This window comes from Paraburkholderia graminis, from assembly GCF_003330785.1.
Lineage (GTDB): Bacteria > Pseudomonadota > Gammaproteobacteria > Burkholderiales > Burkholderiaceae > Paraburkholderia > Paraburkholderia graminis.
Genome location: NZ_CP024935.1, coordinates 1536427 through 1558483, shown reverse-complemented (window position 1 = coordinate 1558483; position 22057 = coordinate 1536427). Strand labels below are relative to the sequence as shown.

General features: G+C 61.3%; 20 protein-coding genes. 8 read left to right on the top strand and 12 right to left on the bottom strand.

What is annotated here, in order from left to right:
* Positions 1-4 precede the first annotated feature (4 nt).
* The 5 genes from CUJ91_RS25165 to CUJ91_RS25145 all read right to left on the bottom strand — a co-directional run bounded on the left by CUJ91_RS25165 (position 5) and on the right by CUJ91_RS25145 (position 3499).
* Positions 5-808, bottom strand: coding sequence for an SDR family NAD(P)-dependent oxidoreductase (locus CUJ91_RS25165; protein WP_006051592.1), 804 nt, complete (start codon positions 806-808; stop codon positions 5-7).
* Between the two features lie 92 nt (positions 809-900).
* The gene (locus CUJ91_RS25160) at positions 901-1185 is read right to left on the bottom strand and encodes a YciI family protein (RefSeq protein WP_044021871.1); all 285 of its coding nucleotides are present in this window, start codon (positions 1183-1185) and stop codon (positions 901-903) included.
* Positions 1186-1195: 10 nt separating this feature from the next.
* Positions 1196-2284, bottom strand: coding sequence for a maleylacetate reductase (locus CUJ91_RS25155; protein ID WP_053860485.1), 1089 nt, complete (start codon positions 2282-2284; stop codon positions 1196-1198).
* A complete protein-coding gene (locus tag CUJ91_RS25150) occupies positions 2271-2621 on the bottom strand; it encodes a Dabb family protein (protein WP_006050462.1) in 351 nt (116 codons plus the stop codon). The genes CUJ91_RS25155 and CUJ91_RS25150 overlap by 14 nt, the downstream gene beginning before the upstream one ends.
* Positions 2618-3499, bottom strand: a complete 882-nt coding sequence (locus CUJ91_RS25145; protein ID WP_006050461.1) for an intradiol ring-cleavage dioxygenase — start codon at positions 3497-3499, stop codon at positions 2618-2620. Before CUJ91_RS25145 ends, CUJ91_RS25150 begins: the two co-directional genes overlap by 4 nt.
* Before the next feature lie 315 nt (positions 3500-3814).
* Between CUJ91_RS25145 and CUJ91_RS25140 the strand changes: the two genes are divergently transcribed.
* Positions 3815-4738, top strand: a complete 924-nt coding sequence (locus tag CUJ91_RS25140) for a LysR family transcriptional regulator (RefSeq protein ID WP_006050460.1) — start codon at positions 3815-3817, stop codon at positions 4736-4738.
* An 11-nt stretch (positions 4739-4749) separates the two neighbouring features.
* Here CUJ91_RS25140 and CUJ91_RS25135 read toward each other — a convergent pair whose 3' ends face one another.
* The 5 genes from CUJ91_RS25135 to CUJ91_RS25115 form a co-directional block, all read right to left on the bottom strand.
* On the bottom strand, positions 4750-5724 hold the full coding sequence (locus tag CUJ91_RS25135) for an ABC transporter permease (RefSeq protein ID WP_114157433.1): 975 nt from the start codon (positions 5722-5724) through the stop codon (positions 4750-4752).
* A gap of 14 nt (positions 5725-5738) precedes the next feature.
* Positions 5739-6749: an ABC transporter permease gene (locus tag CUJ91_RS25130; RefSeq protein ID WP_114157432.1), complete on the bottom strand. Its 1011-nt coding sequence runs from the start codon at positions 6747-6749 to the stop codon at positions 5739-5741.
* Positions 6742-8325: a sugar ABC transporter ATP-binding protein gene (locus CUJ91_RS25125; RefSeq protein WP_114157431.1), complete on the bottom strand. Its 1584-nt coding sequence runs from the start codon at positions 8323-8325 to the stop codon at positions 6742-6744. The genes CUJ91_RS25130 and CUJ91_RS25125 overlap by 8 nt, the downstream gene beginning before the upstream one ends.
* A gap of 396 nt (positions 8326-8721) precedes the next feature.
* Positions 8722-9843 carry a Gfo/Idh/MocA family protein gene (locus CUJ91_RS25120; protein WP_114157430.1) on the bottom strand — a complete coding sequence of 374 codons (1122 nt, stop codon included), beginning with the start codon at positions 9841-9843 and terminating at the stop codon, positions 8722-8724.
* An 88-nt stretch (positions 9844-9931) separates the two neighbouring features.
* Positions 9932-11101, bottom strand: a complete 1170-nt coding sequence (locus CUJ91_RS25115) for a sugar ABC transporter substrate-binding protein (RefSeq protein WP_244231092.1) — start codon at positions 11099-11101, stop codon at positions 9932-9934.
* A 157-nt stretch (positions 11102-11258) separates the two neighbouring features.
* Between CUJ91_RS25115 and CUJ91_RS25110 the strand changes: the two genes are divergently transcribed.
* A complete protein-coding gene (locus CUJ91_RS25110) occupies positions 11259-12116 on the top strand; it encodes a sugar phosphate isomerase/epimerase family protein (protein ID WP_053860493.1) in 858 nt (285 codons plus the stop codon).
* A 256-nt stretch (positions 12117-12372) separates the two neighbouring features.
* Here CUJ91_RS25110 and CUJ91_RS25105 read toward each other — a convergent pair whose 3' ends face one another.
* Together CUJ91_RS25105 and CUJ91_RS25100 are read right to left on the bottom strand one after the other, a co-directional pair.
* Entirely contained in the window at positions 12373-13545 is a 1173-nt protein-coding gene (locus tag CUJ91_RS25105; RefSeq protein ID WP_006050453.1) for a TIGR03118 family protein, read from the bottom strand.
* Positions 13546-13718: 173 nt separating this feature from the next.
* Positions 13719-14585 (bottom strand): LysR substrate-binding domain-containing protein, encoded by an 867-nt coding sequence (locus CUJ91_RS25100; RefSeq protein ID WP_006050452.1) that lies wholly within the window; start codon positions 14583-14585, stop codon positions 13719-13721.
* Positions 14586-14712: 127 nt separating this feature from the next.
* Here CUJ91_RS25100 and CUJ91_RS25095 point away from each other — a divergent pair, with 127 nt between their 5' ends.
* The 6 genes from CUJ91_RS25095 to ggt all read left to right on the top strand — a co-directional run bounded on the left by CUJ91_RS25095 (position 14713) and on the right by ggt (position 22045).
* The gene (locus CUJ91_RS25095) at positions 14713-15735 is read left to right on the top strand and encodes an ABC transporter ATP-binding protein (RefSeq protein ID WP_114158055.1); all 1023 of its coding nucleotides are present in this window, start codon (positions 14713-14715) and stop codon (positions 15733-15735) included.
* Positions 15732-16889, top strand: coding sequence for an ABC transporter ATP-binding protein (locus CUJ91_RS25090; RefSeq protein ID WP_006050450.1), 1158 nt, complete (start codon positions 15732-15734; stop codon positions 16887-16889). Before CUJ91_RS25095 ends, CUJ91_RS25090 begins: the two co-directional genes overlap by 4 nt.
* A gap of 105 nt (positions 16890-16994) precedes the next feature.
* A complete protein-coding gene (locus tag CUJ91_RS25085; RefSeq protein WP_006050449.1) occupies positions 16995-18497 on the top strand; it encodes an ABC transporter substrate-binding protein in 1503 nt (500 codons plus the stop codon).
* Between the two features lie 6 nt (positions 18498-18503).
* Positions 18504-19448, top strand: coding sequence for an ABC transporter permease (locus CUJ91_RS25080; RefSeq protein ID WP_114157429.1), 945 nt, complete (start codon positions 18504-18506; stop codon positions 19446-19448).
* Complete coding sequence (locus tag CUJ91_RS25075; protein ID WP_107707935.1) at positions 19448-20344, top strand: ABC transporter permease; 897 nt, start codon at positions 19448-19450, stop codon at positions 20342-20344. Before CUJ91_RS25080 ends, CUJ91_RS25075 begins: the two co-directional genes overlap by 1 nt.
* 63 nt (positions 20345-20407) lie before the next feature.
* On the top strand, positions 20408-22045 hold the full coding sequence (ggt, locus tag CUJ91_RS25070) for a gamma-glutamyltransferase (protein WP_006050446.1): 1638 nt from the start codon (positions 20408-20410) through the stop codon (positions 22043-22045).
* Positions 22046-22057: the final 12 nt, after the last annotated feature.

The following is a 22057-nucleotide window of genomic DNA, read 5'->3' as shown; positions in this document are numbered from 1 at the left end:
GCCTTCAAATCAGGCTGCGGATACTGCCGCCATCGACACCCCAGACCGCAGAAGTGACGAACGACGCGAGGTCGGAAGCCATGAAAACAATCACGTTGGCCACTTCGTCCGGCTGGCCCAGCCGCTTTAACGGCAGCTGGCGCAGAGACAGCTCGTGCTCGACCGCGTCTTTCGGAGCCATGCCATGAAACTTGCCCATCGTGTCGGCGAATCCGCCGTCTTTTGTCCAGAACGGCGTCCAGACAGGACCCGGCGCGACTGCGTTCACGCGAATTCTGGGAGCTTCGGCCCGCGCGAGACCTTTTGTCAGAGCGAGTACCGCCGCCTTGGATGCGGAGTAATCAATCGGAACAGGTTCGGGCTGGCGGGCGAGGTCCGACGCGTTGTTGATAATCACCGAGTTCTCGCGAGCGCGCAGTACCGGCAGCAGGTATCGACACGTCCGGACATAGCTCATGAAATTAAGGCTCATCGTGAAGTCCCATTCCTCGTCCGAAAGTTCTTCGAACGTGCGGACCTTCCCCGCGCCGACGTTGTTCACGAGAATGTCCACCTGCCCGTTGTGCGGCTTAAGGGCCGCGTCGATGCCGCTTTTCACGCCATCGGCCGTGGATAAATCTGCCTGCGCAGTCGTGACATTGGTGCCGAGCGCGCGCAATTCCGACTCGATCTCCTTCAGCGCATGCGCGTCGATGTCGATGATGCAAAGACGTGCGCCTTCGCGTGCGAAACCCAAAGCGGTCGAGCGTCCGATACCTTGGGCTCCGCCCGTGATGAGCACGATTCTCCCTTCCAGGCCTGTCTGCATGATGTCTCCATTCAATGTTCTGTAGTTTGCGAGCGTTCAGGAACTCGATGCCATTTCCATTCGCTTTCAAACAGCGCCGTGATACGACGGACTTACCGGTTGTCGACCCGCTTGATGAAAGGCCTGATATCGACCGTGGCCCAAATTCCGGCTTTGTTGAACGGGTCGGCTTCTATGAATTTTTGAATTTCTTCGATGTCATCGGCTTCATAGAGAAAGAAGCTGCCAATCATCGTCTGGCCGTCAGCTTTCGTCAGCGGGCCGGAGATGAGTGTCTTTACAGGTGCTGTCTGTAAATGGGCCTTGTGCGCGTCATAGTTCTCAAGGCGGCGCTCGACCATATTCGGATGATCAAGACAGTAGACAGTGAAGTTCATTTTCGTCTCCTTACTCTGATTGAGTTGTTGTTGCGCCGCGCGGTGCGACGCCATCGAAGGCATCCTGCAGAAGCGCAAGCAGAGCGTCCCGCTCGATTTCACGCGGATTCCAGTAGGGGTTCGAGCTGGCTATGTCGGCGGCCTTCGACACATCTTCGGCGGACATCCCGATGTCTTTCAACGCAAGCGGCGCACCGCAGCGTTTAGCGAGCTCATAGACACCCAATGCCGCGTCTTGCGAACCTAGAGCGCGGGCTATCCGTTGCATCGCGTTTGGAGCGGCTTGCCGGTTATACGCAAGCGCATGTGGGAGAACGATGGTGTGTGTCTGAGCGTGCGGCAGGTTGAAACTTCCGCCGAGCGTATGACACAACTTGTGATGAAGCGCCATGCCCACGCTGCCCAGCACCGTTCCGCAGAGCCAGGCACCGTACTGTGCTTCAGCGCGAGCTTCCACGTTGTGCGAGTTGGCCACGATAAGCGGTAAAGCACGCGCCAGAGCAGCGATGCCTTCTTCCGCCATCAAACTCGTCACGGGGTTCTCGTCGCGCGAGTAGAGCGCTTCAGCGGCATGGGCAATTGCGTTGATGCCGCTCGTGACCGATAGCGCGACAGGAAGCGACATCGTCAGGTCCGCATCGTAGATCACTGTCTTAGGCAACACGCGCAGGTCCGTTCCTGTCTTCTTCAGGCCCGCATCGGTGATGCCATAGATAGGCGTCATTTCGCTGCCTGCATAAGTCGTCGGCACGGCGAGAATCGGCAAGTCCGATTCGAGCGCGATTGCCTTGCCTAAACCTATCGTCGAGCCGCCTCCAACGGCAATGGCGCAATCGGCGTTCAGCTCTCTTGCCAGTGCGCGAGCTTCCTTGGCCAACTCGAGCGGCACGTGCATGACCGCGCGGTCGAACACAGCGGCGGCTCGCGCGCCCAGGCGCGCAGCGATGGCTTCACCGGTCTCTTTTTGCTCCGGGCTGCACAGAATGAGTGCTCGCTCCGAACCCAGTTGAAGTACTTCGCGCTCGAGGTGCTGCAAACTGCCTGGGCCAAAGACAACTCGACCGGCACGCGCCTGATAAACGAACTCACGCTTTTGCATTGGATAACTCCGCTGTACTCTCGAAACTCAACCCCGCTTCCAACTGGTAATCAACCTGGAACCGTGCAGTGCGAAGGTCGCCGAGTTCGTGACGAACGCGCAGATGTTCGGGGTGAGACGCATAGGCTTCCAACGCTTCCTGCGAGTCGAACTCGGTGATGAGAACGGCGTCGCACGCGTAATCGACCTGGCTGGAGTCAAGTCCGACTTCGAGGTGCCGCATGCCGGGGATACAGCCGCGCAAGCCTTCGAAACTGGTCTTAACGAGGTTGGACGCAGCTAGCCGCTCTGCAGGCGAGTCGCCTTTGACACGCCACATGACGATATGCCGAATCATGCGTGTGCCTCCGACGGGTTGAGCACGAAGTCGTATTCAAGCGAGTACCACGGCACCGTCATTTCGCGGCCGTCCGGCGCTACACCTGGCTCATGACGCTTCCAATCGGCAATCAGCGATGAGCGCACGCCGAACACGACGTCCGAGTCGAGATACTGGTCGCCATCACGAAACACATGCGTAATGAGCGTCTCGTAGCCAGGCGCTTCAATCATGAAGTGCAGGTGCGCTGGTCGCCACGGATGACGACCGACAGCGGCTAGCATGCGACCAACGGGCCCGTCGTGCGGGATGGGATATGCCTCGGCAAGAATCGAGCGGAAATTGAAATACCCTTCAGCATCTGCGTTCAGTCGGCCGCGACCGCGATGGGTGGCGTTGCCCGCCTCGTCGAGGTTCTGGACATCGTAGAAACCGTCTTCGTCCGACTGCCAAACGTCAATCTGGGCGTTCGCGATGCTTTCCCCTCCGGCGCCGCGAACCTGCCCCTTCACATAACAAGGCGCACCTTTCGCACCATTCGAAATGTCGTCGCCGTTGTTGTAGAGAGGCGCTCCCTCTACGTAGAACGGCCCGAACACGGTTGCTTCCGTGCAATTCGATGGTTTGCGATTGTTCTGCGACATGACCAGCATTGAAAGGCCAAGCGTGTCCGACAGCAGAATGAATTCCTGCCGCTTGTCGTCGGTGATATGACCTACTTCTGTCAGAAACCTGATTGCTTTAAACCACTCGTCCTCGGTGAGATGAACGTCGCGGGCGAAAGCGTGGAGATGTTGAACCAGGCTCGTCATGACGGTCCTGAGTCTCGCGTCCTTGCACTCCGCGAGCGAGGCGATAACGGCCTGAGTGATGGTGTCTTCGTTGATGTTGCGCATCGTGCGTGTCTCCGTTGTGCGCTCAAGGCGTCTTAAACGAAAGGTAATGGGTCATCCGCGTAAATAAAATGCCTCGAAGTGAAATGACATTTCCTTGTCCCGGAAGAATCGGCTAAGCGCGCATTGCAGCTTGCGGCGGACCTGCAAGCGCGCCCGTCAACGCTCTTTCATTGTAGAAGTCGATTCTACAAATCGGATACCTTGAGTCGGTTTATCAATGCTCCCGTCTACGGCATATTGGGCCCGGAAGGGGTGGAAGAATCCCTTCCGATTTTTTCACCTGAATGTTTCACCTGAATGGGAAGAGGGCAGGCGATGGACCGCTGGACGCAATTGCAGTTGTTTGTGCTCACTGCCGATCTGGGCAGCCTGTCGAAGGCGGCCGAGCAGCTCGACATGTCGAACGCTGCGGCCAGTCGAACGCTGAGCTCGCTGGAAGAGCGCCTCGGCGCACGGTTGATAGAGCGGACGACCCGCCGCATGTGGCTCACCGATGCCGGCCGTGAATATCATCGTCGCTGCACTGCGGTTATTTCCGAGCTGTCCGAAGCCGACTCGATCGCTTCCGAAGAAGCAGTGAGCCCGCGGGGCGTACTGCGCGTGACCAGTTCCGTCTCATTCGCAATGATGCATATTGCACCCGCGCTACCGGAGTTCCTCACGCGCTATCCCAACCTGTCGGTTCAGATAGTCGCGGCGAATCAGTACCAGAACTTCATCGAAGCCGGGATAGACATCGCCATTCGCACCAGGGAGCACGAGGGAGACTCCGGCATCACCATACGACGCCTTGCTGAGACCAGGCGAGTGCTGGCGGCGTCGCCGGCGTACCTCTCCGCGCACGGTCGTCCCCAGAATCCCGAGGATCTCGCGCAGCACAACATGCTCGTCTATAACCTTGCCGTTGACCCCTATCTGCTTCATCTGCGTCGGGGCACGGAAGAACGCAACATCGCCATTGCAAGCGCGCTCGACTCCAACGAAGGCCAGGTCATCGTCGCGGCCGGGCGGGCAGGGCTAGGGATTGTTGTCCAACCGCTTTACATCATTCACGACGACATCGTGTCTGGCCGTCTCGTGCCAGTGCTCGACGATTGGCAATTGCCGCGTCTGACCATCAACCTCGCTTATCAAAGCCGACGTTACCAGCCCGCGAAAATCAGAGTTTTCACGGACTTCCTCATGGAGCGCGTCAGAAGCCTGAATCTCGAAGAACGTTGGATGACGTTTGCGACCTGAAATACCGGCCTTCAATGCACTCGGCGAAATGCAATAAATCGCTCGAGCGGCGACGCGAGGACTGCACCCAGGCGCCCATCGAGCAGAACCACAATCAGAAGCAAAAGGCCGTTGACGAGAAGAATCTGCGTAGACGTAGCGCTCAACAGGCCGAGCCCATTGTTCAGCACAGTAAGAATCAGAACACCCATTGCCACGCCGAGCGGCGAACCGATACCTCCACCCAACGCGACACCGCCAACAATCGCCGCTGAAGCCGCCTGAAGCAGGATATTGCTTCCCATCGTTGCGGACGCAGTCGCGAGGCTCAGCGAGAGAAGGCCGCCGCCGAGTGCCGACAGTCCGCCGGAGATAACGAAGCCGACCGTCAGTGCCTTACCCACACGCGCGCCACTCTGAATTGCCGCCTTCCGATGCCCACCCGATGCGTAGATGTCGCGCCCGAGGGTGGTGTAACGCAAGAACAGCGATACGACGACGAAGCAGGCGATCGTAATGAGGCTACGCGGGGAAAAGATTGCAGCAATGTTCTGGTCAAGGAAGTCGCTGACATCGAGGTTGGCGTAGCTCAGCACGCGGCCGCCCGCAATCCAGTAACCGATGCCGGTAAGGAACATCATGGAGCCGACTGTCGTCACCAGCGAAGAGACACCGAGCCACGGCAGCAGCGCCGCGTTAGCGATACCGACCACCACACCAAAGATGATGGCGTACAGCATGCCGAGCATCGCACTATCGCCACCGAACTTCACCGTGATGAGGCCGGCAACTGTCGAGAGTGCAGCGACGCTCAGGTCGAACTCACCCGCAATCATCGTGACCGAAAGACCGAGTGCGATGATGCCGAGGAATGCAAACGCCTGGAAGATTGCGTAGAGGTTCGCCTGCGAAAAATAGTGGTCGACGCAGAGGCCGAAGACAACAGGCATTCCCACGAGCAATACGAGGCGAATGGCCAGATTGAGAAGTCGTTGAGACTGTTCCATTTTCACATCTCCTGTTATTTCCGTCCCGGACCGAGCCGGGCAAGCAACGCTCCGAACACGACTGCCGCGAGAACGACGATGCCCTTCGCTACCAACTGGTACTCGTAACTCACACCGCTGACCAGAAGGATGTTGCTGATAACGGCGAGGAAAATGGCGCCTGTTACCGCGTCGGAGATTTGTCCGCGTCCGCCTCGAATCGAAATTCCGCCGACGAGCACGGCAGCAATTGCGTTGAAGTCCAGGTCAATGCCGTAAGTCAGGTTGCCTTGCGCCGACGACGATGCAATCAACGAGCCGGCAAGCGCCGCTGCGGCGCCCGCGAATCCATAGCAAACGAGCGTTGCCGTCATCAACCGAAGTCCTGCAATGCGCGCAACTTCGGCGCGCATACCAATCAGTCGGATTTCCCGCCCGATGCGGGACTTTTGCAGAATGAAGCTTGCGATGGCGGCGAACATAGCCAGCACCAGGATCTGATTCGGCAGCCAGCCAAACAAGCGTCCTTGACCGAGCCAGGTCGCGTCGCCTTTTCCGATGACGGTAAGCCCGCCGGTGTAGATAACGCCAGCGCCAATGATGATTGACGACGTGGCAATCGTGGTGATGATGGGATTCGCCCTGCCCAATGCGATGATTCCACCCTGGAGAGCCCCCATCAAAAGGCCGCTCAACACGACAAGCAGCAGCGCTGCGCCGAGACCCAGATGAATGAGCGCAGCGAACATCACAGTGGAGACGGCCGCTGTTGCGCCCATCGAAAGCATGAAGAGATTTCCGCTGAGGGTCACTAGCGCCATCCCGATAGCGCCAATGCCGACTGCGGCCACCGAGTACATCAGAGACTGCATGTTTCCGAACTCGGTGAAGTGCGGAACGATAGCCGCGGCCACTACGATAAGTACAAGGGTAGCGATGCGAATCGACGCAGCGTGAATACTCGTCGTGCCGAACAATGCTGCGGCCCAGCGTCGTAGCGCAGTCGTCGATACCTGCGCGGTAGGCTCAAGAGCTGTCTTACGCATTACCCACCTCCGCAGTCTGGTTCCGGAAAGAGACATGGCCATGAGATGCATCGCCGTCGCCTGCCACGATGTCGTGCAGGAGCGTGTCGCCGTTTATCTCGAACCGCGGCTTATGACGGACCATCCGGCCTCTGAAGACAGTGAGAACCGTATCCGCGAGCTCCAGGATTTCTTCGAGGTCAGTCGAATAGAAGACGATCGCCAGGCCTTCGTCCGCCATCTTGCGCAGCGTGGCGTAAATTTCGCTGCGGGCGCCAATATCGACGCCCCGGGTAGGCTCGTTCAGAAGCAACAGACGTGGAGCTAGTGCTACTGCCTTCGCGAGAGAGACCTTCTGCTGGTTGCCGCCGCTAAGCGTCGACACTTCGTGCGGAAGACGCCTCGGGTCGATGGTGAACATCGAGGCCAGGCGTCGTGCCTCTTCCTGTTCACCGGCGCGTCGCATGATTCCCGCTCGGGTGAACTTCGCCATAACGGACGCAGTGATATTGATGGCAATTGGCGCATCCAGGAAAACGCCCTTGTCAGCGCGGTCTTCTGCCACGTACGCGATTCCCGCTCGCAGCGAGTTGCGAATGCTGTCGAGCTTGACGGTTTGGCCGTCCACTTTCACCGCACTGGAAATATCACCGCGCAGGCCGGCAAGCGCTTCAACGAGGACTTCCGCTCCCGAACCCAACTGGCCGACCACGGCGAGGATTTCACCCGGCGCGACGTCGACTGACAGTTGCTTGACCTTGTCCGCGACCGTCAGGTTGGAAATCGAAAGACGCGGCGCCACATTGGCGCGATTCTCCGGCGGCATGACCTTGCTGTGCACCAGCTCGCGACCAATCATTGCCTTGACCACCTCTGCGGTCGTCATATCCGCGGTGCGCTGCGTGAGCACATGCTGTCCATTGCGGAAGACCGTTACCCGGTCTGTGAGCGCAAACACTTCGTCCAGTCGATGACTGACGAAAATCATCGCGGTCCCCTGGTCACGCAGTTTGCGCGCGACATCGAAGACCCGAACAATCTCCGCATCCGACAAGGTCGCGGTAGGTTCGTCCAGCAGCAGGACCTTCGCTTGACGCGACATGCCCCGGGCGATTTCGACGAGTTGGCATTCGGCGAGGCTCAGTCGCGACGCAGGCGCGTCGAGCTTGATATGCGACAGTCCGACCGAATCCAGATGCTCACGGACAGAGTCCCGGTATTGGCTGCGACGGTAGATTGCGCTCTGGTTCGCGCCACCGAGAAGAATGTTATCGAGCACCGACAGCGTCGGGACGATAGCCAGCTCCTGGTGAACGATGGAGATGAGTCTCGGGTCGGTGCGATGCCCCAGCTTAAGTTGATGTCCGTCGATGGTAATTTCACCGTCGTCCGGCTGCACCAGGCCACCGAGAATTTTGATAAACGTGCTTTTGCCTGCACCGTTCTCGCCACATAGCGCGTGAATCTCACCAGGCGCCAGCTCGAGGCTGACGCCGGTGAGCGCCTTCACGCCACCATAGTGTTTGGTCAGATTGCGAGCGCACAGCAGACTCTGGGTGGCGAGCGTCTCGCCGCCTGTTTTCGCGTCTTGCAGCATTGTCTTCCTCCATACGCGGACACTCTTCGGTCGTCCGCTGCTACGGGTCGATGCCCGTCACGGTCACCTTGCTCATACGCGTGATTGCTCACGCTTCGTGACGCCTACATTTCGAATAACGAAGCCTTGCATCGACGCTGAAGCGCAGGTGTGCCGTGGGCGCGACCGCATCAGCGATGCCGCTGCTGTGAGTTCAGGAGGAGAGGAATTGGCAAAGAATCGCTGCGTGCGCAGGAATGCATGTCGTCTCCATCCGAAACTCGCTTTAGCGGCTTCGTTATCGTTAAACACAGGTTATTCGTTCGCCGAGGAAAGAAAAATGCGTGGCCGCGAAATGATATTTCCAGCCACCGGAAATATCGGCGTCCGGCTGCAGTCGTACAGAAACGCGGTCGGTTACAGAGAGACTCTCCGTGCCTCGGCCGAAGACCGGATAGCGGCGTCGACAATCCGTTGGATTTCCCACGCTTCCCGAAAGTCCGGGAACGTGGGCGTTCCATGTTCGATTGCGGCGATGAATTCCGCCATCTCTATGGTTTTCAAATCGTTGAAGCCCAATTGGTGGCCGCCCGCCATCGTGAAGTTTTCGTAGGGACGATGTGCGGGTCCGGCTTCGATTCGAGTGAATCCCGATGTCCGTACGTCGCCGCCGGCCTTGAAATAGCGGAGCTCGTTCAAGCGCTCCTGTGAAAAGCACAATGCACCCTTTGTTCCATAAATCTCGAACTCGAGTTGCATCTTGCGGCCAGTCGCGGTCCAGTTTGCTTCGATTGAGCCCAAACACCCGCGGTCGAACGTCACCATCAATCTGGCAATGTCGTCGACCTTGACCTTCCGGCGCTCGGGCGAACCAGGCGACACTGGGCGCGACTTATTGACGGTCTCGAGTTGCGCGTTCACATGGGTGATAGGACCAAGAAGGAAGCGCGACATTCCGACGATGTGGTTGCCGATTTCCGCCAGCGCGCCAGCACCGTTTTGAGGGTCGACTCGCCAGCTATAGGGAATCTCAGGGTCGGCCATGTAGTCTTCCGCATGGATGCCGCGAAAGCTCGTGATATCGCCCAGTTCGCCGGACGCGATCATCTCCCGCGCCAGTTTGAGAAGGGGATTCTTGATGTAGTTGTAGCCGACTTGCGTGACGACGTTCGCGGACTCGGCCGCCTTCATCATGTCGTGAGCATCGGAAGCGCATGGCGCAATAGGCTTCTCGCAATGCACATGCTTCCCGGCGGCGATCGCTGCCAATGCCATCTCTCGGTGCAAGCTGCATGGCGTCGTGATTGAGACGACCTGAATATCGCGGTCTTCGAGGAGTGACCGCCAGTCATTTGTCGCACGCTCGAAGCCAAACTGCTCGGCCGCTTGCCTCGCTCCGGCCTCGCTGACATCGGCGACGGCCACCATCCGCGGGATCAAAGACTCAGGAAAAGCATTCGGCACCGCTCTGTACGCCAGCGCGTGCGCTTTTCCCATAAAGCCAGTTCCAATCACCGCAACGCCAATCTCTCGTCTCATTCGTGTCTCCGTGCTTAAGCGAAAGCGACCCCGCAGGGTCGCGTTGCGTCCTATTGGCTACGCGGTAACTGGGTAGCCGTCGCGTGACTTACTTTTTCTGGGAATAGCAGACGTTCAACGTGGCTTTGGTGGCCGCCGGGTTCGGCAAGTACTGCACGGCTTGCGGGGCTTTGCCGGATGCGAGTTGCTTCGCGGCCTTCGCGGCGTAAGCGCCATCGTCGAAGGGAGATTGCTCGACCGTGGCATACGCCTTTCCGGCCGAGATAGCTTCCACCGCGCCGGAGTCGCAACCGTGTCCGACAATTACGAGCTTCGAAGGGTCGAGGCCGAGCCGTTGTGCGGCGGTCACCACGCCGCGAAGTTGTGAATCGTTCTCCGTGTAGATGCCTTTCACGTCTTTGAACTGCGTGAAGAGCGCCGACGCGGCGGCTTCCGCCTTCACCGCATCCCAGTCGGCCGGCTGTGAGCCGACTACTTCAATGCCCGGCGCATTCTTCTTGAGGCCATCGACGAAGCCCTGATAGCGCTGGACCTGCGGAGGCGTGCCCATCGGCCCGTTAATGACGATGACCTTGCCTTTATCGCCGTATCCCTTCTCCTTGAAGCCTTGAATCATCGTCTTCGCCGCGACGTCGCCGTTGCTGATGTCGTTTGGCCCAGTGAAGACTTTCCAGTACCGGGAGTACTTCTGGTCGGGCATCGAGTTCGAAATGACGAGCGGGATCTTTGCCTGGTCAATCTTGCGAATCGACGGGACCATTGCGCTCGAATCAACCGGCACGAGGACGATGACATCAGGCTTCTGCGCGAGCGTCTGGTCGACCTGGGTTGCCTGCTCATTCGGGTCGTAGTTGGTGACCTTCACGTCGAGCTTGATGCCTTGCGCCGCGGCCTCCTTTTCGAAGCCTTTGACATAGAGCGCCCAGTACTCGACGCTCTGCGTCGGCATAAGCAATGCGACGCGGGGTTGGTCGGCGGCTTGGGCGCCACTGCCGAAAGCGGTGGCGATAGCGCTGACAGCAAGGCAAGAAATAACGGATTTGCGGATGTTCATGCTGTGTCTCCTGATGGCCCGTGAGATAGGTGAGCCGGGTTTTAATGTTCTCGAGAAGGCACAGTACGGCTTGGTATGGGAAAGAAAAATGCGACAGAACGAAAAGTTATTTCCGCTCACTGGAAAAATTGCGACTTGCAGACGGCGATAGCCACGCGGCTTTCGAAGAATGACGCTGCGCGCCGCTTTTGCGGGCCGCGACACGCCCAGCAATCCGCAAAACGCCAGCGTGTAGATTCAAACTCTACGGTGAGACGATTCGAGGGTTGTTTATCCGCTGCCGTTTCTACGCGATAGTTCAGGGCATGGTTTTCTGGCGACGGCCGTCGGGTCGGTCGCTGCTTTCTTAACGAGGGTTTTCATGTCCAGATCTAAAGTCGAACTTGTTGCTGCTTACTTCACCCTTTCGGGCGACGTCTTTCCGTTTGGCCCGACGGAAATCAGTCCATTCAGCTTCAAGGATCGCGTTGAAGCGGCAGCAAAAGCGGGCTGGGACGGCATCGGCCTGATTCATTCGGATATCTATGCAACGGCCGACAAGATCGGCTTCCCGGAAATGCGCCGAATCCTCGAAGCCAACGGCATGAAGCACGTCGAGTTCGAGTTCCTGGTCGACTGGTATCAAACCGGCGAGCGCCGCCGCACGTCGGACAGCATGCGGTACTACTACCTGAAGGCTGCGGAAGAACTTCGTGCGCGCATCGTGAAGGTCGGTCCAGGCATTGGCGAAGAAACCGCAAACATCCCGCTGATGGTCGATGAATTCGGCAAGCTGGCTGACGATGCCCAGAAGCGCGGTACGCAAGTGATGCTGGAAATCATGCCGTTCAGCAACGTACGCACGATTGAAACCGGCAAGGCCATCGTCGAAGGCGCGAACAGGAAGAACGCGGGTCTGCTGCTCGACATCTGGCACCTGAGCCGCGGCAACGTCGACTTCAAGGAAATCGCCACGATCAAGCCGGAATTTATCAAGGGCATCGAACTCGACGACGCGGACCGTTACGCAATCGAGCCGCTGTGGATGGACACCTGCCACAAACGCCGTCTGCCTGGTGAAGGCGTACTCGACGTGCAGGGCTTCATCAAGGCAGTCCAGGCGACGGGCTTTGACGGTCCGTGGGGCGTGGAAATATTGTCGGAAGTCGAGCGAAAGCTGCCGCTCGAGGAGATGGCCACACGTGCGTACAACGCGACGATTCGGCAGTTCGAGAATTAAGCACGACGCCTGAACCAGGTAGGCGAACGGCCGCCGCCAGATGCTTGCGGCCATTTGTTTCGACATTTCGACGTGCCGGTCGCTCGTTCACGATGAGCGACCTTCTCTCCCAAAAGAGAACTGCTTCCCGCTCAGCAGTTCCTTTGTCCGCAGGGTGATATCCGACAGGCCCTTTTGCACGATTCTCGGGCGCTCGCGGTGCTCAAAGCAACGCGGCCGCTCGTCCCACCTTAGCGGCCGCACGACTGCCCACAACCTACATGCCGATGCTGGCGCCGCCGCTCGAACTCGTGCCTGTACTCGTTCCCGTGGCGGAACCCGGGGTCGATGCCGGATTCAGATCGATTCTTCCATAGACACCGTCCGCTTCGTCATTGGGCCCCGCGGCGAAGAAGAGGGTAGTGGCAGGCTGATTGTCGAGCCCGTTGCCGAACGCGATGCCCCACAAACCCGGCTCGACGATCGCCTTGCCGTTCGAACTCTTGATGGCGCCCATCGACTGGCCGCTCGATGCGTTGAACGCGTTGATCGTGCCGTCGCCGAAATTGCCGATCAGCACAGCGCCGCTCAATGAGCCGAAATTGCCCGGCGCTTGCGCAATACCCCACGGCGCATTCAGCGCGCCGCCCGTTGCAAAGTGCTGCTTGAGATTGCCCGCCGTGTCGAATACGTCGACCATGCCGAGTCCGGCTCCGGCGACGTCGTCATGTTTGTCGGAATCCTGCTTCGCATAGGTGACGAACAGATTCGATCCGATCAACTGGATGCCGAACGGCGCGAAGCCGGCAGGAATGGATGGATCCGCAAAGGCGCCGGGCATGGCGACTTTGGCAAAATTGGTGTCGAAGACGTCGATCTTGCTGTTATGGAAATCGGTGGCGTAGAGAAAGTTGTTGCCGTTGTTCGGCGCGAGCGCGAGGCCCTTGTACACGGCGCCGCCGGTGCCGTCGTCGTACATGACAAACGCATTCGTCGGCCCAACGGCGGGCGCCCACGCGGTGACGGTGCCGCCTTCTCCCACGAAGATAAACGCGGCGACGCCCGTCTTGCCGTTTCGCGTCACGTTGAAGCTTTGCGTGCCGTTGAATACGATGCCGGTCGGCGACGCTGTTCCATTCGTACCATCGGGGATCGTGACGACCAGCGATTGCGGCACGCCGTTGCCGTCATAGAGTGTCGCGAGGTTGGTTCCGTTGTCGGCGACCCAGACGAAGCCTTTCGGATTGAAGGCCACGCCCCAGGCATTCTTCAGATTGGGGTCCGTGTGCGCCGCCGACACGGCGCCGTCCGAGACGAGCGCCGTTGCGGTGAACGACGACTGCAAAGGCGGCCCGGAACTGTTCGAGCTGGAACTGCCGCCGCACGACGCGAGTGTCGCGATAGCCGCGCCGCACGCTACGACGGTGAACGCTGCGAGTAGAGACTTCATGGCCGCACTCCTTGTTCCGTCCAAAGATCACAACGCTGAATGAACGGGAAGGCGAACGGGTTTATTCCAGTGGTGGGAAATTATTTGCGGGTGCTTTGTATGGCTGAACTGGCGATCCGCTGCGGATCGATTGAGTAAGAGAACAGAACAGCGCACACGCCGCTTCCGGCCGCTCAGTCGCTGTGCAGCGTATCGATAATCGCCTGCGTGATGCCGGGCCGGCCATATGACGCGCGCTGGATCATGCCGACTGTGCGCAGCACCGGCGGATCTGAAATCGGCAGCACGCGCAGTAACGGATCGTTTTGCCAGTTGCCGCGATGCAGAAGCGGCAGCACTGCGACGCCGACATTTTCGCGCACCAGCGCGACGATCGTCTCGATCGAATTGAGTTCGAGATATTCGTTGACCGTCACGCCGGCTGTTTGCAGCGCATGCTCGACGACGCGCCCGGTGCGCACGCGCCGGTCGAAGCGCAGAAAGGGATAGCTGCGCAGAATCCGCCGCGGATCGTTGTCGCCGATTTCGCGGCTGACCACCAGCATCAGCGGCTCCGTGTAGAGCGTCGTCCACTTCAGCGTGTCGGGCAGGGTGGTGTCGGCATGCGCGACGACCGCCGCGATATCGACTTCACCCGCCTCGACCATCCGCGCCAGTTCGTCGGAGCGCGACGACAGCAGCCGCACATCCAGTTGCGGATGCGCGGCCTTCAAACGCGCGATGACCAGCGAGAGCGCGCCGATCACCGACACCACCGCGCCGATGGTCACCGGCCCGACCATCGAATCCGCCGGCGTCGCCTCCAGTTCGGCCAGCAGGTCGAAAATCTGCTCGACCTTCGGCCAGATATCTTGCCCGTCGCGGCTCAATGCGATCTGCCGGCCGCTGCGGTCGAATAGCTGGCGGCCGAGCGCCTGTTCGAGCCCGCGCATCTGCAGGCTGACCGCCGCCTGGGTCAGCGCGACGCTGTCGGCCGCTGCCGCAAATGATCCGGTGCGCGCGACTGCCCGAAAGGTCCTCAGCATGCGCAGCGTGGGCATCGTTCATCCTCAAGAAAAAGTTAAGTACGGGTAAGAAATATTAATATTTTCTGTCGTAAAGCGCACCACATAATCGCCGCGAGACAGCCTTGAACAGGACTAGCAGCACGATATGGAGTTTCCCAGCGTGACCGATGACGCCCGCCGACCGGTTCTCGAGGTTCGCGGCTTTTCGTTGAAGTTTTCGCGCGCGGCCGACGCGCCCAACCTCGTCGATGACGTGTCGTTCTCGGTCGGCACTGGCGAGACGCTATGCATCGTCGGCGAATCGGGCTGCGGCAAGAGCGTCACGTCGCTCGCACTGATGGGGCTCCTCGCGAGTCCGCCTGCGCAACGCGTCGCCGGCACCGCGCACTTCGAAGGCAAGGACCTGTTCGCGCTGTCCGAGCGCGAACTGGCCGATATTCGCGGCAACCGGCTGTCGATGATCTTTCAGGAGCCGATGACGTCGCTGAATCCGGCGTTCACGGTCGGCGAGCAGATCGGCGAAAGTATCCGCCGGCATCGCAATGTGGAGCGCCGGCAAGCGCGCGAAGAGGCGCTCGAGATGCTGCGGCTGGTGCGGATTCCGGCGCCGGAAACCCGGCTCGATGCGTACCCGCATCAGCTTTCCGGCGGCATGCGCCAACGCGTGATGATCGCGATGGCGCTCGCGAATCGCCCGCGCCTGTTGATCGCCGACGAGCCGACGACCGCGCTCGACGTGACCATCCAGGCGCAGGTGCTGGCGCTCGTGAAAAATCTGCAAGCCGAGACCGGCACGGCGATGGTGTTGATCACGCACGACCTCGGCGTCGTCGCGGAAGTTGCCGACCACGTTGCGGTGATGTACGCGGGACGCATCGTCGAATACGGCACCGTCGCCGATCTGTTCGACGACCCGCAACATCCGTACACGATCGGCCTGATGGGCGCGATTCCTTCGGTCGGCAAGCGGGAAGGCGCGCTTGCGACGATCCGCGGTTCGGTGCCGTCGCCTGAGTTGATGCCGCACGGCTGCCGCTTCGCGCCGCGCTGCCCGTTCGCCGAACAACGCTGCATTGACGCCGCGCCGCCTGATAAGGTGATCGCCGGCGTGCATCGCGTTGCGTGCTGGCTCGCTCCGGTCGAACAGGTCGCCGCGCCGGTATTGCGTGAGGAAATGGCATGACGACGCCCAATAAACCGACGCCGCACGCACCGACGCGGCACCCACAGCCGGCCTCGCAGCCGGCTTCCCATTCGCCGGCGCCGATCATCGAGGCGCGCTCGCTGACGAAGCATTTTGGCGGTACGCGGCAGCTCTTCATGCGCACGCCAACGGTCTATGCAGTCAACGAGGTGTCGTTCGCGGTGCAGGCGGGCGAGACCTTCGCGATCGTCGGCGAATCGGGCTGCGGCAAGTCCACGCTGGGCCGCCTGCTGCTTCGTCTGATCGATTCGACGGACGGCCGCGTCTTCTATCAAGGCAAGGACATCACGCATGAGCAAGGCGCGCCGCTGCGGCGGTTGCGCCGCGAAATGCAGATCATCTTTCAGGACCCGTTCGCGTCGCTGAATCCGGGCATGACGATCGGCAAGATCGTCGGCGAGCCGATCGCGCTGCACGGGCTCGCGCACGACAGCGCCGGGCACCGCGAGCGCGTCGCTCACCTGCTGCGCACGGTCGGCCTGCAGCCGGCCTACGCGAACCGTTACCCGCACGAATTCTCCGGCGGCCAGCGGCAACGGATCGGCATCGCGCGCGCATTGGCCGGTGAGCCGAAGCTGATCGTCGGCGACGAGCCGGTGTCGGCGCTCGACGTCTCGGTGCAAGCGCAGGTGATCAATCTTCTGGAGACGCTCAAGCAGGACCTCGGCCTCACGCTGATCATGGTTGCGCACGACCTTGCGGTGATCCGCCATATGAGCGACCGCGTCGCCGTGATGTATCTCGGCGAGATCGTCGAGCTGGCCGATGTCGATGCACTGTTCGACGCGCCGCTGCATCCGTACACGCAAGCACTGCTGCGCGCGATTCCGGCGAGCAGCCCGCACGAGCGGCGTGCGAAGCCCGCGTTGTCCGGCGATCTGCCGAGTCCGACCGCGCCGCCTTCGGGTTGCCGTTTCCATACGCGCTGTCCGCATGCGAAGCCGCATTGCGCTGAAGTGCGGCCAGTCAGCGAACGACTCGATGACGGACGGCAGGTCGCATGCCACTTCTGGCGCGAGATCCAGAACGCCGGCAGCGGCGCACCGCTGGCCACGAGCGTCAGTCCGAAATTGATCGAGCGGCTCGCGATCTACCGTGAGCGCCAGACGGCGCTAGCTTCCGCGGGCGACTGAGCCGGTGGCCGCGATGAAATTCGAGCGAAGAAGCGGGACGCGCGCCGCGCCGCCAGCCTCTTCACCACACCGTTTGATGAATCGGAATACAAAGGGAAAATGCTCATGCGAAGAATGTTGATTGCCGCGGCGCTCGCACTTGGCGCCGGCGCCGCGATGGCCCAGACCGGTCAGACGATACGGATCGGCTTGCAGGACGACATCGGTTCGCTCGACCCCGCACGCAGCGTGCAGCTCGTCGACCGGATCGTGTTTGCGTCGCTGTGCAACGCGCTCGTCGATATCACGCCCGACCAGAAGATCGTACCGATGCTGGCAACCTCGTGGACGACGAGCGCCGACGGCAAGACGCTGACATTCAAGCTGCGCAAAGGCGTGAAGTTCCAGAACGACGAGCCGTTCAACGCGGCCGCCGTCAAGGCGAACCTCGACCGCGACCGCACGCTGCAGACGAGCAACCGCAAGAGCGAACTGGCGTCGGTCGATCACGTCGACGTCATCGACGACTACACGGTTGCCATCGTGCTGAAGCAGCCCGACGCCGCGCTGCTCGCGACGCTGACCGACCGCGCCGGCATGATGCTCGCGCCGAAGACGCTCGCCGATCCGGCCGGCGTCGCCGCGCATCCGGTGTGTTCGGGGCCGTACAAGTTCGTTCAGCGCGTGCAGAACGATCGCGTCGTGCTCGAGAAATTCGCCGGCTACTGGGACGCCGACAAATACCCGATCCAGCGCGTGGTCTTCCTGCCGATTCCGGACAGCACCGTGCGCCTCGCCAATCTGCGCTCGGGTTCGCTCGACATGCTCGAGCGCCTCGCGCCCTCCGATGTCGCGTCGGCGAAGAGCGACACGAACTTGAGGTTCGCGCCGGTCAGCGGCTTCGGCTACTACTACGTGACGTTCAATATCGGCAACGGCAAGCGCAGCAACGCGGTGCTGAAAGACAGGCGCGTGCGGCAGGCATTCGAGCTCGCGATCGACCGCGACGCGATCAACCAGGTGATCGGCGCGGGCATCTTCGCGCCCGCGAATCAGGCGGTGCCGAAGTCGAGCCCGTACTACAACGCGTCGCTGCCGATGTCGCATCGCGACATCGCGAAGGCGAAGGCGCTGCTGAAGGCGGCGGGCCACGAGCATGTCGACATCGAGTTCACTTATCCGAACAACACGGTGTCGAGCCAGATCGTGCAGATGATGCAGGCGATGGTCAGCGAAGCCGGCTTCAATCTCAAGCTGCGGCCGACCGACTACGCGACCGAACTCAACGCCGCCCACAGCGGCGACTTCGAGGCGATGTACCTCGGCTGGTCGGGCCGTGTCGATCCGGACGGCAATCTGCATCAGTTCAACACCTGTTCCGGCAACCTCAATTACGCGCATTACTGCAACCCCGAAGTCGACCGCCTGCTCGACGCCGCGCGCGTGAAGCTGACCACCGCGGAACGCAAAACCGACTACGAAGCGGCGTCGAAGCTGCTCGCCGACGACGATCCGATCGTCTATGTCTATAACCAGCCGTGGCCGTTCGAGCTGTCGAAGAAAGTGCAAGGCTTCACGCCGTATCCCGACGGCCTGGTCCGCCTGCGCGGCGTCAGTATCAAGGGCTGAGCGGTCATGCTGCGGATCATTGCAAATCGCATGCTGGTCGCCATTCCGACGCTGATTCTGGTGTCGATGCTGATCTTCGGCCTGCAGAAGCTGCTGCCGGGCGACCCCGTGACGGCGATGGCCGGGGAAGACCAGGACCCGCAGTTGATCGCGTCGCTGCGCGTCAAGTACCACCTCGACGAGCCGGTGCCGACGCAGTACGCGCTGTGGGTACGTGACGTCGTGCGTGGCGATCTCGGCGCGTCGCTGCGCACCGACGTGCCGGTGACGTCGCTGATCGCGCAGAAGCTGCCGGTCACACTGCAACTCGCGGCGATGGCGATGATCTTCGCCATCGGTATCGGCATTCCGGCGGGCGTCATCTCCGCCGCGAGCCGCGGCGGCGCGCTCGATTACGGAGCGAACGTGTTCGCGCTGTCCGGCATGTCGATCCCGAACTTCTGGCTCGGGATCATGCTGATCTTCATCGTGTCGGTGCGCTGGCATCTGTTGCCGTCGTCCGGCTATGTGTCGCCGGCCGAAGACTTCTGGCTCAGCATCAAGACGATGCTGATGCCCGCGTTCGTGCTCGGCGCTTCGCTCGGCGCGCAATTGATGCGTCACACGCGCAGCGCGATGCTGAGCGTACTGCGCACCGACTATATCCGGACCGCGCGTGCCAAAGGGCTGCTGCGCGGCACCGTCGTCGTCAAGCACGCCTTTCGCAACGCGCTGGTTCCGATCGTCACCGTGCTCGCGCTGCTGTTCGGCGAACTGCTCGCGGGTGCGGTGCTGACCGAACAGGTTTTCACGATCCCCGGCTTCGGCAAGCTCATCGTGGACGCCGTGTTCAATCGCGACTATGCGGTCGTGCAGGGCGTGGTGCTCGTCACCGCGCTGTGCTTCATCGTCGTGAACCTGTGCGCCGACGTGTTGTACGTCCTCCTCAATCCCCGACTGAGACGCAGCTGATGGCTACTCCCGCCGCCCCCGTTCGTGCCTCGGCCGCTGCGTCGCAGACGACCGTACTGCCGCGCCGCGAGCGCCGCGGACTGGTGAAATTCATGCGCAATCGCGCTGCCGTGTTCGGCGCGGCGCTCGTGCTGCTGATCGTCGTCATGGCGGTCTTCGCGCCCTGGCTGTCGCATTACGACCCGGTGCAGGCCAGCTTCATGACCGTGCGCCAGGCGCCCTCGGCCGCGCACTGGTTCGGCACCGACGAACTCGGCCGCGACGTGCTGAGCCGTCTGCTGTGGGGCGCGCGTGCGTCGTTGCTGGCGGGCGTCGTGTCGGTCTGCATCGCGGTCGCGATCGGCGTGCCGCTCGGCTTGCTGGCCGGCTATTTCGGCAAGCTCGTCGACGGCGTGATCTCGCGAATCGCCGATGCGTTGCTGTCGATTCCGTTCCTGATCCTCGCCATCGCGCTCGCCGCGTTCCTTGGACCGAGCCTGACCAACGCGATGGCCGCGATCGGCATCTCCGCGATGCCGCGCTTCGTCCGGCTGACGCGCGGCCAGGCGATCACCGTGAAGGCCGAGGACTACGTGGAAGGCGCGCGGGCAATCGGCCTCGGCCACGCACGGATCATTGTGCGGTACATTCTGCCTAACGTGCTGCCGCCGATCATCGTGCAGGCCAGCCTGACGATCGCGACCGCGATCATCGCCGAAGCGAGTCTGTCGTTCCTCGGGCTCGGCCAGTTGCCGCCGTCGCCGTCGTGGGGTTCGATGCTCAACACCGCGAAGGACTTTGTCAGCCAGGCGCCGTGGATGTCGATTTTCCCCGGCATCGCGATCTTCCTGGCCGTGCTCGGTTTCAACCTGCTTGGCGACGGTCTGCGCGATGCGCTCGATCCGCGCGAGTCGTGACCGGATTCCGTCACCGCTTTCATCGGCCGACTGGCCCTCTCATCACTTTCGTTTGAGTTTTCAATGACACGTTTCAATTGGCAAAACCCGTATCCGACACCGCGCTTGCCCGTGTTCGCGCGCAACATCGTTTCGACGTCTCATCCGCTTGCCGCGCAAGCCGGCTTGCGCATGTTGTGGAAAGGCGGCAATGCCATCGATGCGGCGATTGCCGCAGCGGCGGCGATCACGCTCGTCGAGCCGGTCTCCAACGGCCTCGGCAGCGACGCGTTCGCGCTCGTCTGGGACGGCAAGAAGCTGCACGGCCTGAATGCGTCCGGCGTCTCGCCGGCGGCATGGAACGTCGATTACTTCAAGCGTAAGTACGGCGAGGAAAACGGTCTCGCGAAGCATCCCAAGCGCGGCTGGGATGCGGTGACGGTGCCGGGCGTCATCGCCGGCTGGGAGGCGTTGCATCAGAAGTTCGGCACGCTGCCGTTCGCCGACCTGATGGAGCCGGCGATCGAGATCGCCGAACGGGGTCACGCGGTGGCAAGCGTGGTTGCGTACAAGTGGGCGGCGGCCGTGCCCGAGCTCAAGGATCAGCCCGGTTTCGCCGACACGTTCATGCCGCGCGGCCGCGCGCCGGAAGTCAGCGAACTGGTGCGCTTTCCCGGCCACGCGAAGACGCTGCGCAAGCTGGCGGAGCAGGGGCCGCGCGCTTACTACGAAGGCGAGATCGCCGAACAGATCGCCGCGTTCTCGCGCCAGGGCGGCGGCGCGCTCACGATGGACGACTTGCGCAACTACCGTGTCGACTGGGTCGAGCCGATCAGCAAGGACTATCGCGGCCACACGGTGCACGAGATTCCGCCGAACGGGCAGGGCATTGCCGCGCTGATCGCGCTCGGCATTCTCGAACAGTTCGACCTGGGCTCGCTGCCGGTCGACGGCATCGAATCGCAGCACCTGCAGATCGAAGCCATGAAGCTCGCGTTCGCCGACGTCTACCAGTACGTCGCCGACCCGCGCTCGATGGAGGTCACGCCGGAACAGATGCTCGACGACGCGTATCTGAAGTCGCGCGCGAAGCTGATCGACCGCAAGCGTGCCACGCAATTCGACTTCGGCATGCCGAAGGCGGGCGGCACGATCTACATGTCGGTGGCGGACGAGCGCGGCATGATGGTCAGCTTCATTCAGTCGAACTACATGGGCTTCGGCTCGGGCATCGTGGTGCCGGACTCGGGCATTTCGCTGCAGAACCGCGGCTACGGGTTCTCAATGGATCCGAAGTCGGCGAACGTGGTCGAGGGCGGCAAGCGGCCGTTCCATACGATCATCCCCGCGTTCCTCACGCAGCAGGTGGACGGCACACAGGAAGCGGTGATGAGCTTCGGCGTGATGGGCGGCGACATGCAGCCGCAAGGGCATCTGCAATCGGTCGTGCGCATGCTCGACTACGGCCAGCAACCGCAGGCCGCCTGCGACGCCCCGCGCTGGAAGGTCAATCGCGACTTCTCGGTCGACGTCGAAGCGACGCTCGATGTGGACACGGTGCGCGCGCTCCAGGGGCTCGGCCATACGATCAAATCGGTCGACGATCCGTATATGGATTTCGGCTCCGGGCAGTACATCTGGAAGCTCGACCGCAACGATCCCGAACGCGGTTATGTCGCCGCGAGCGACACCCGGCGCGACGGACTGGCCGCCGGGTTCTGAGCGGGGCGTTCG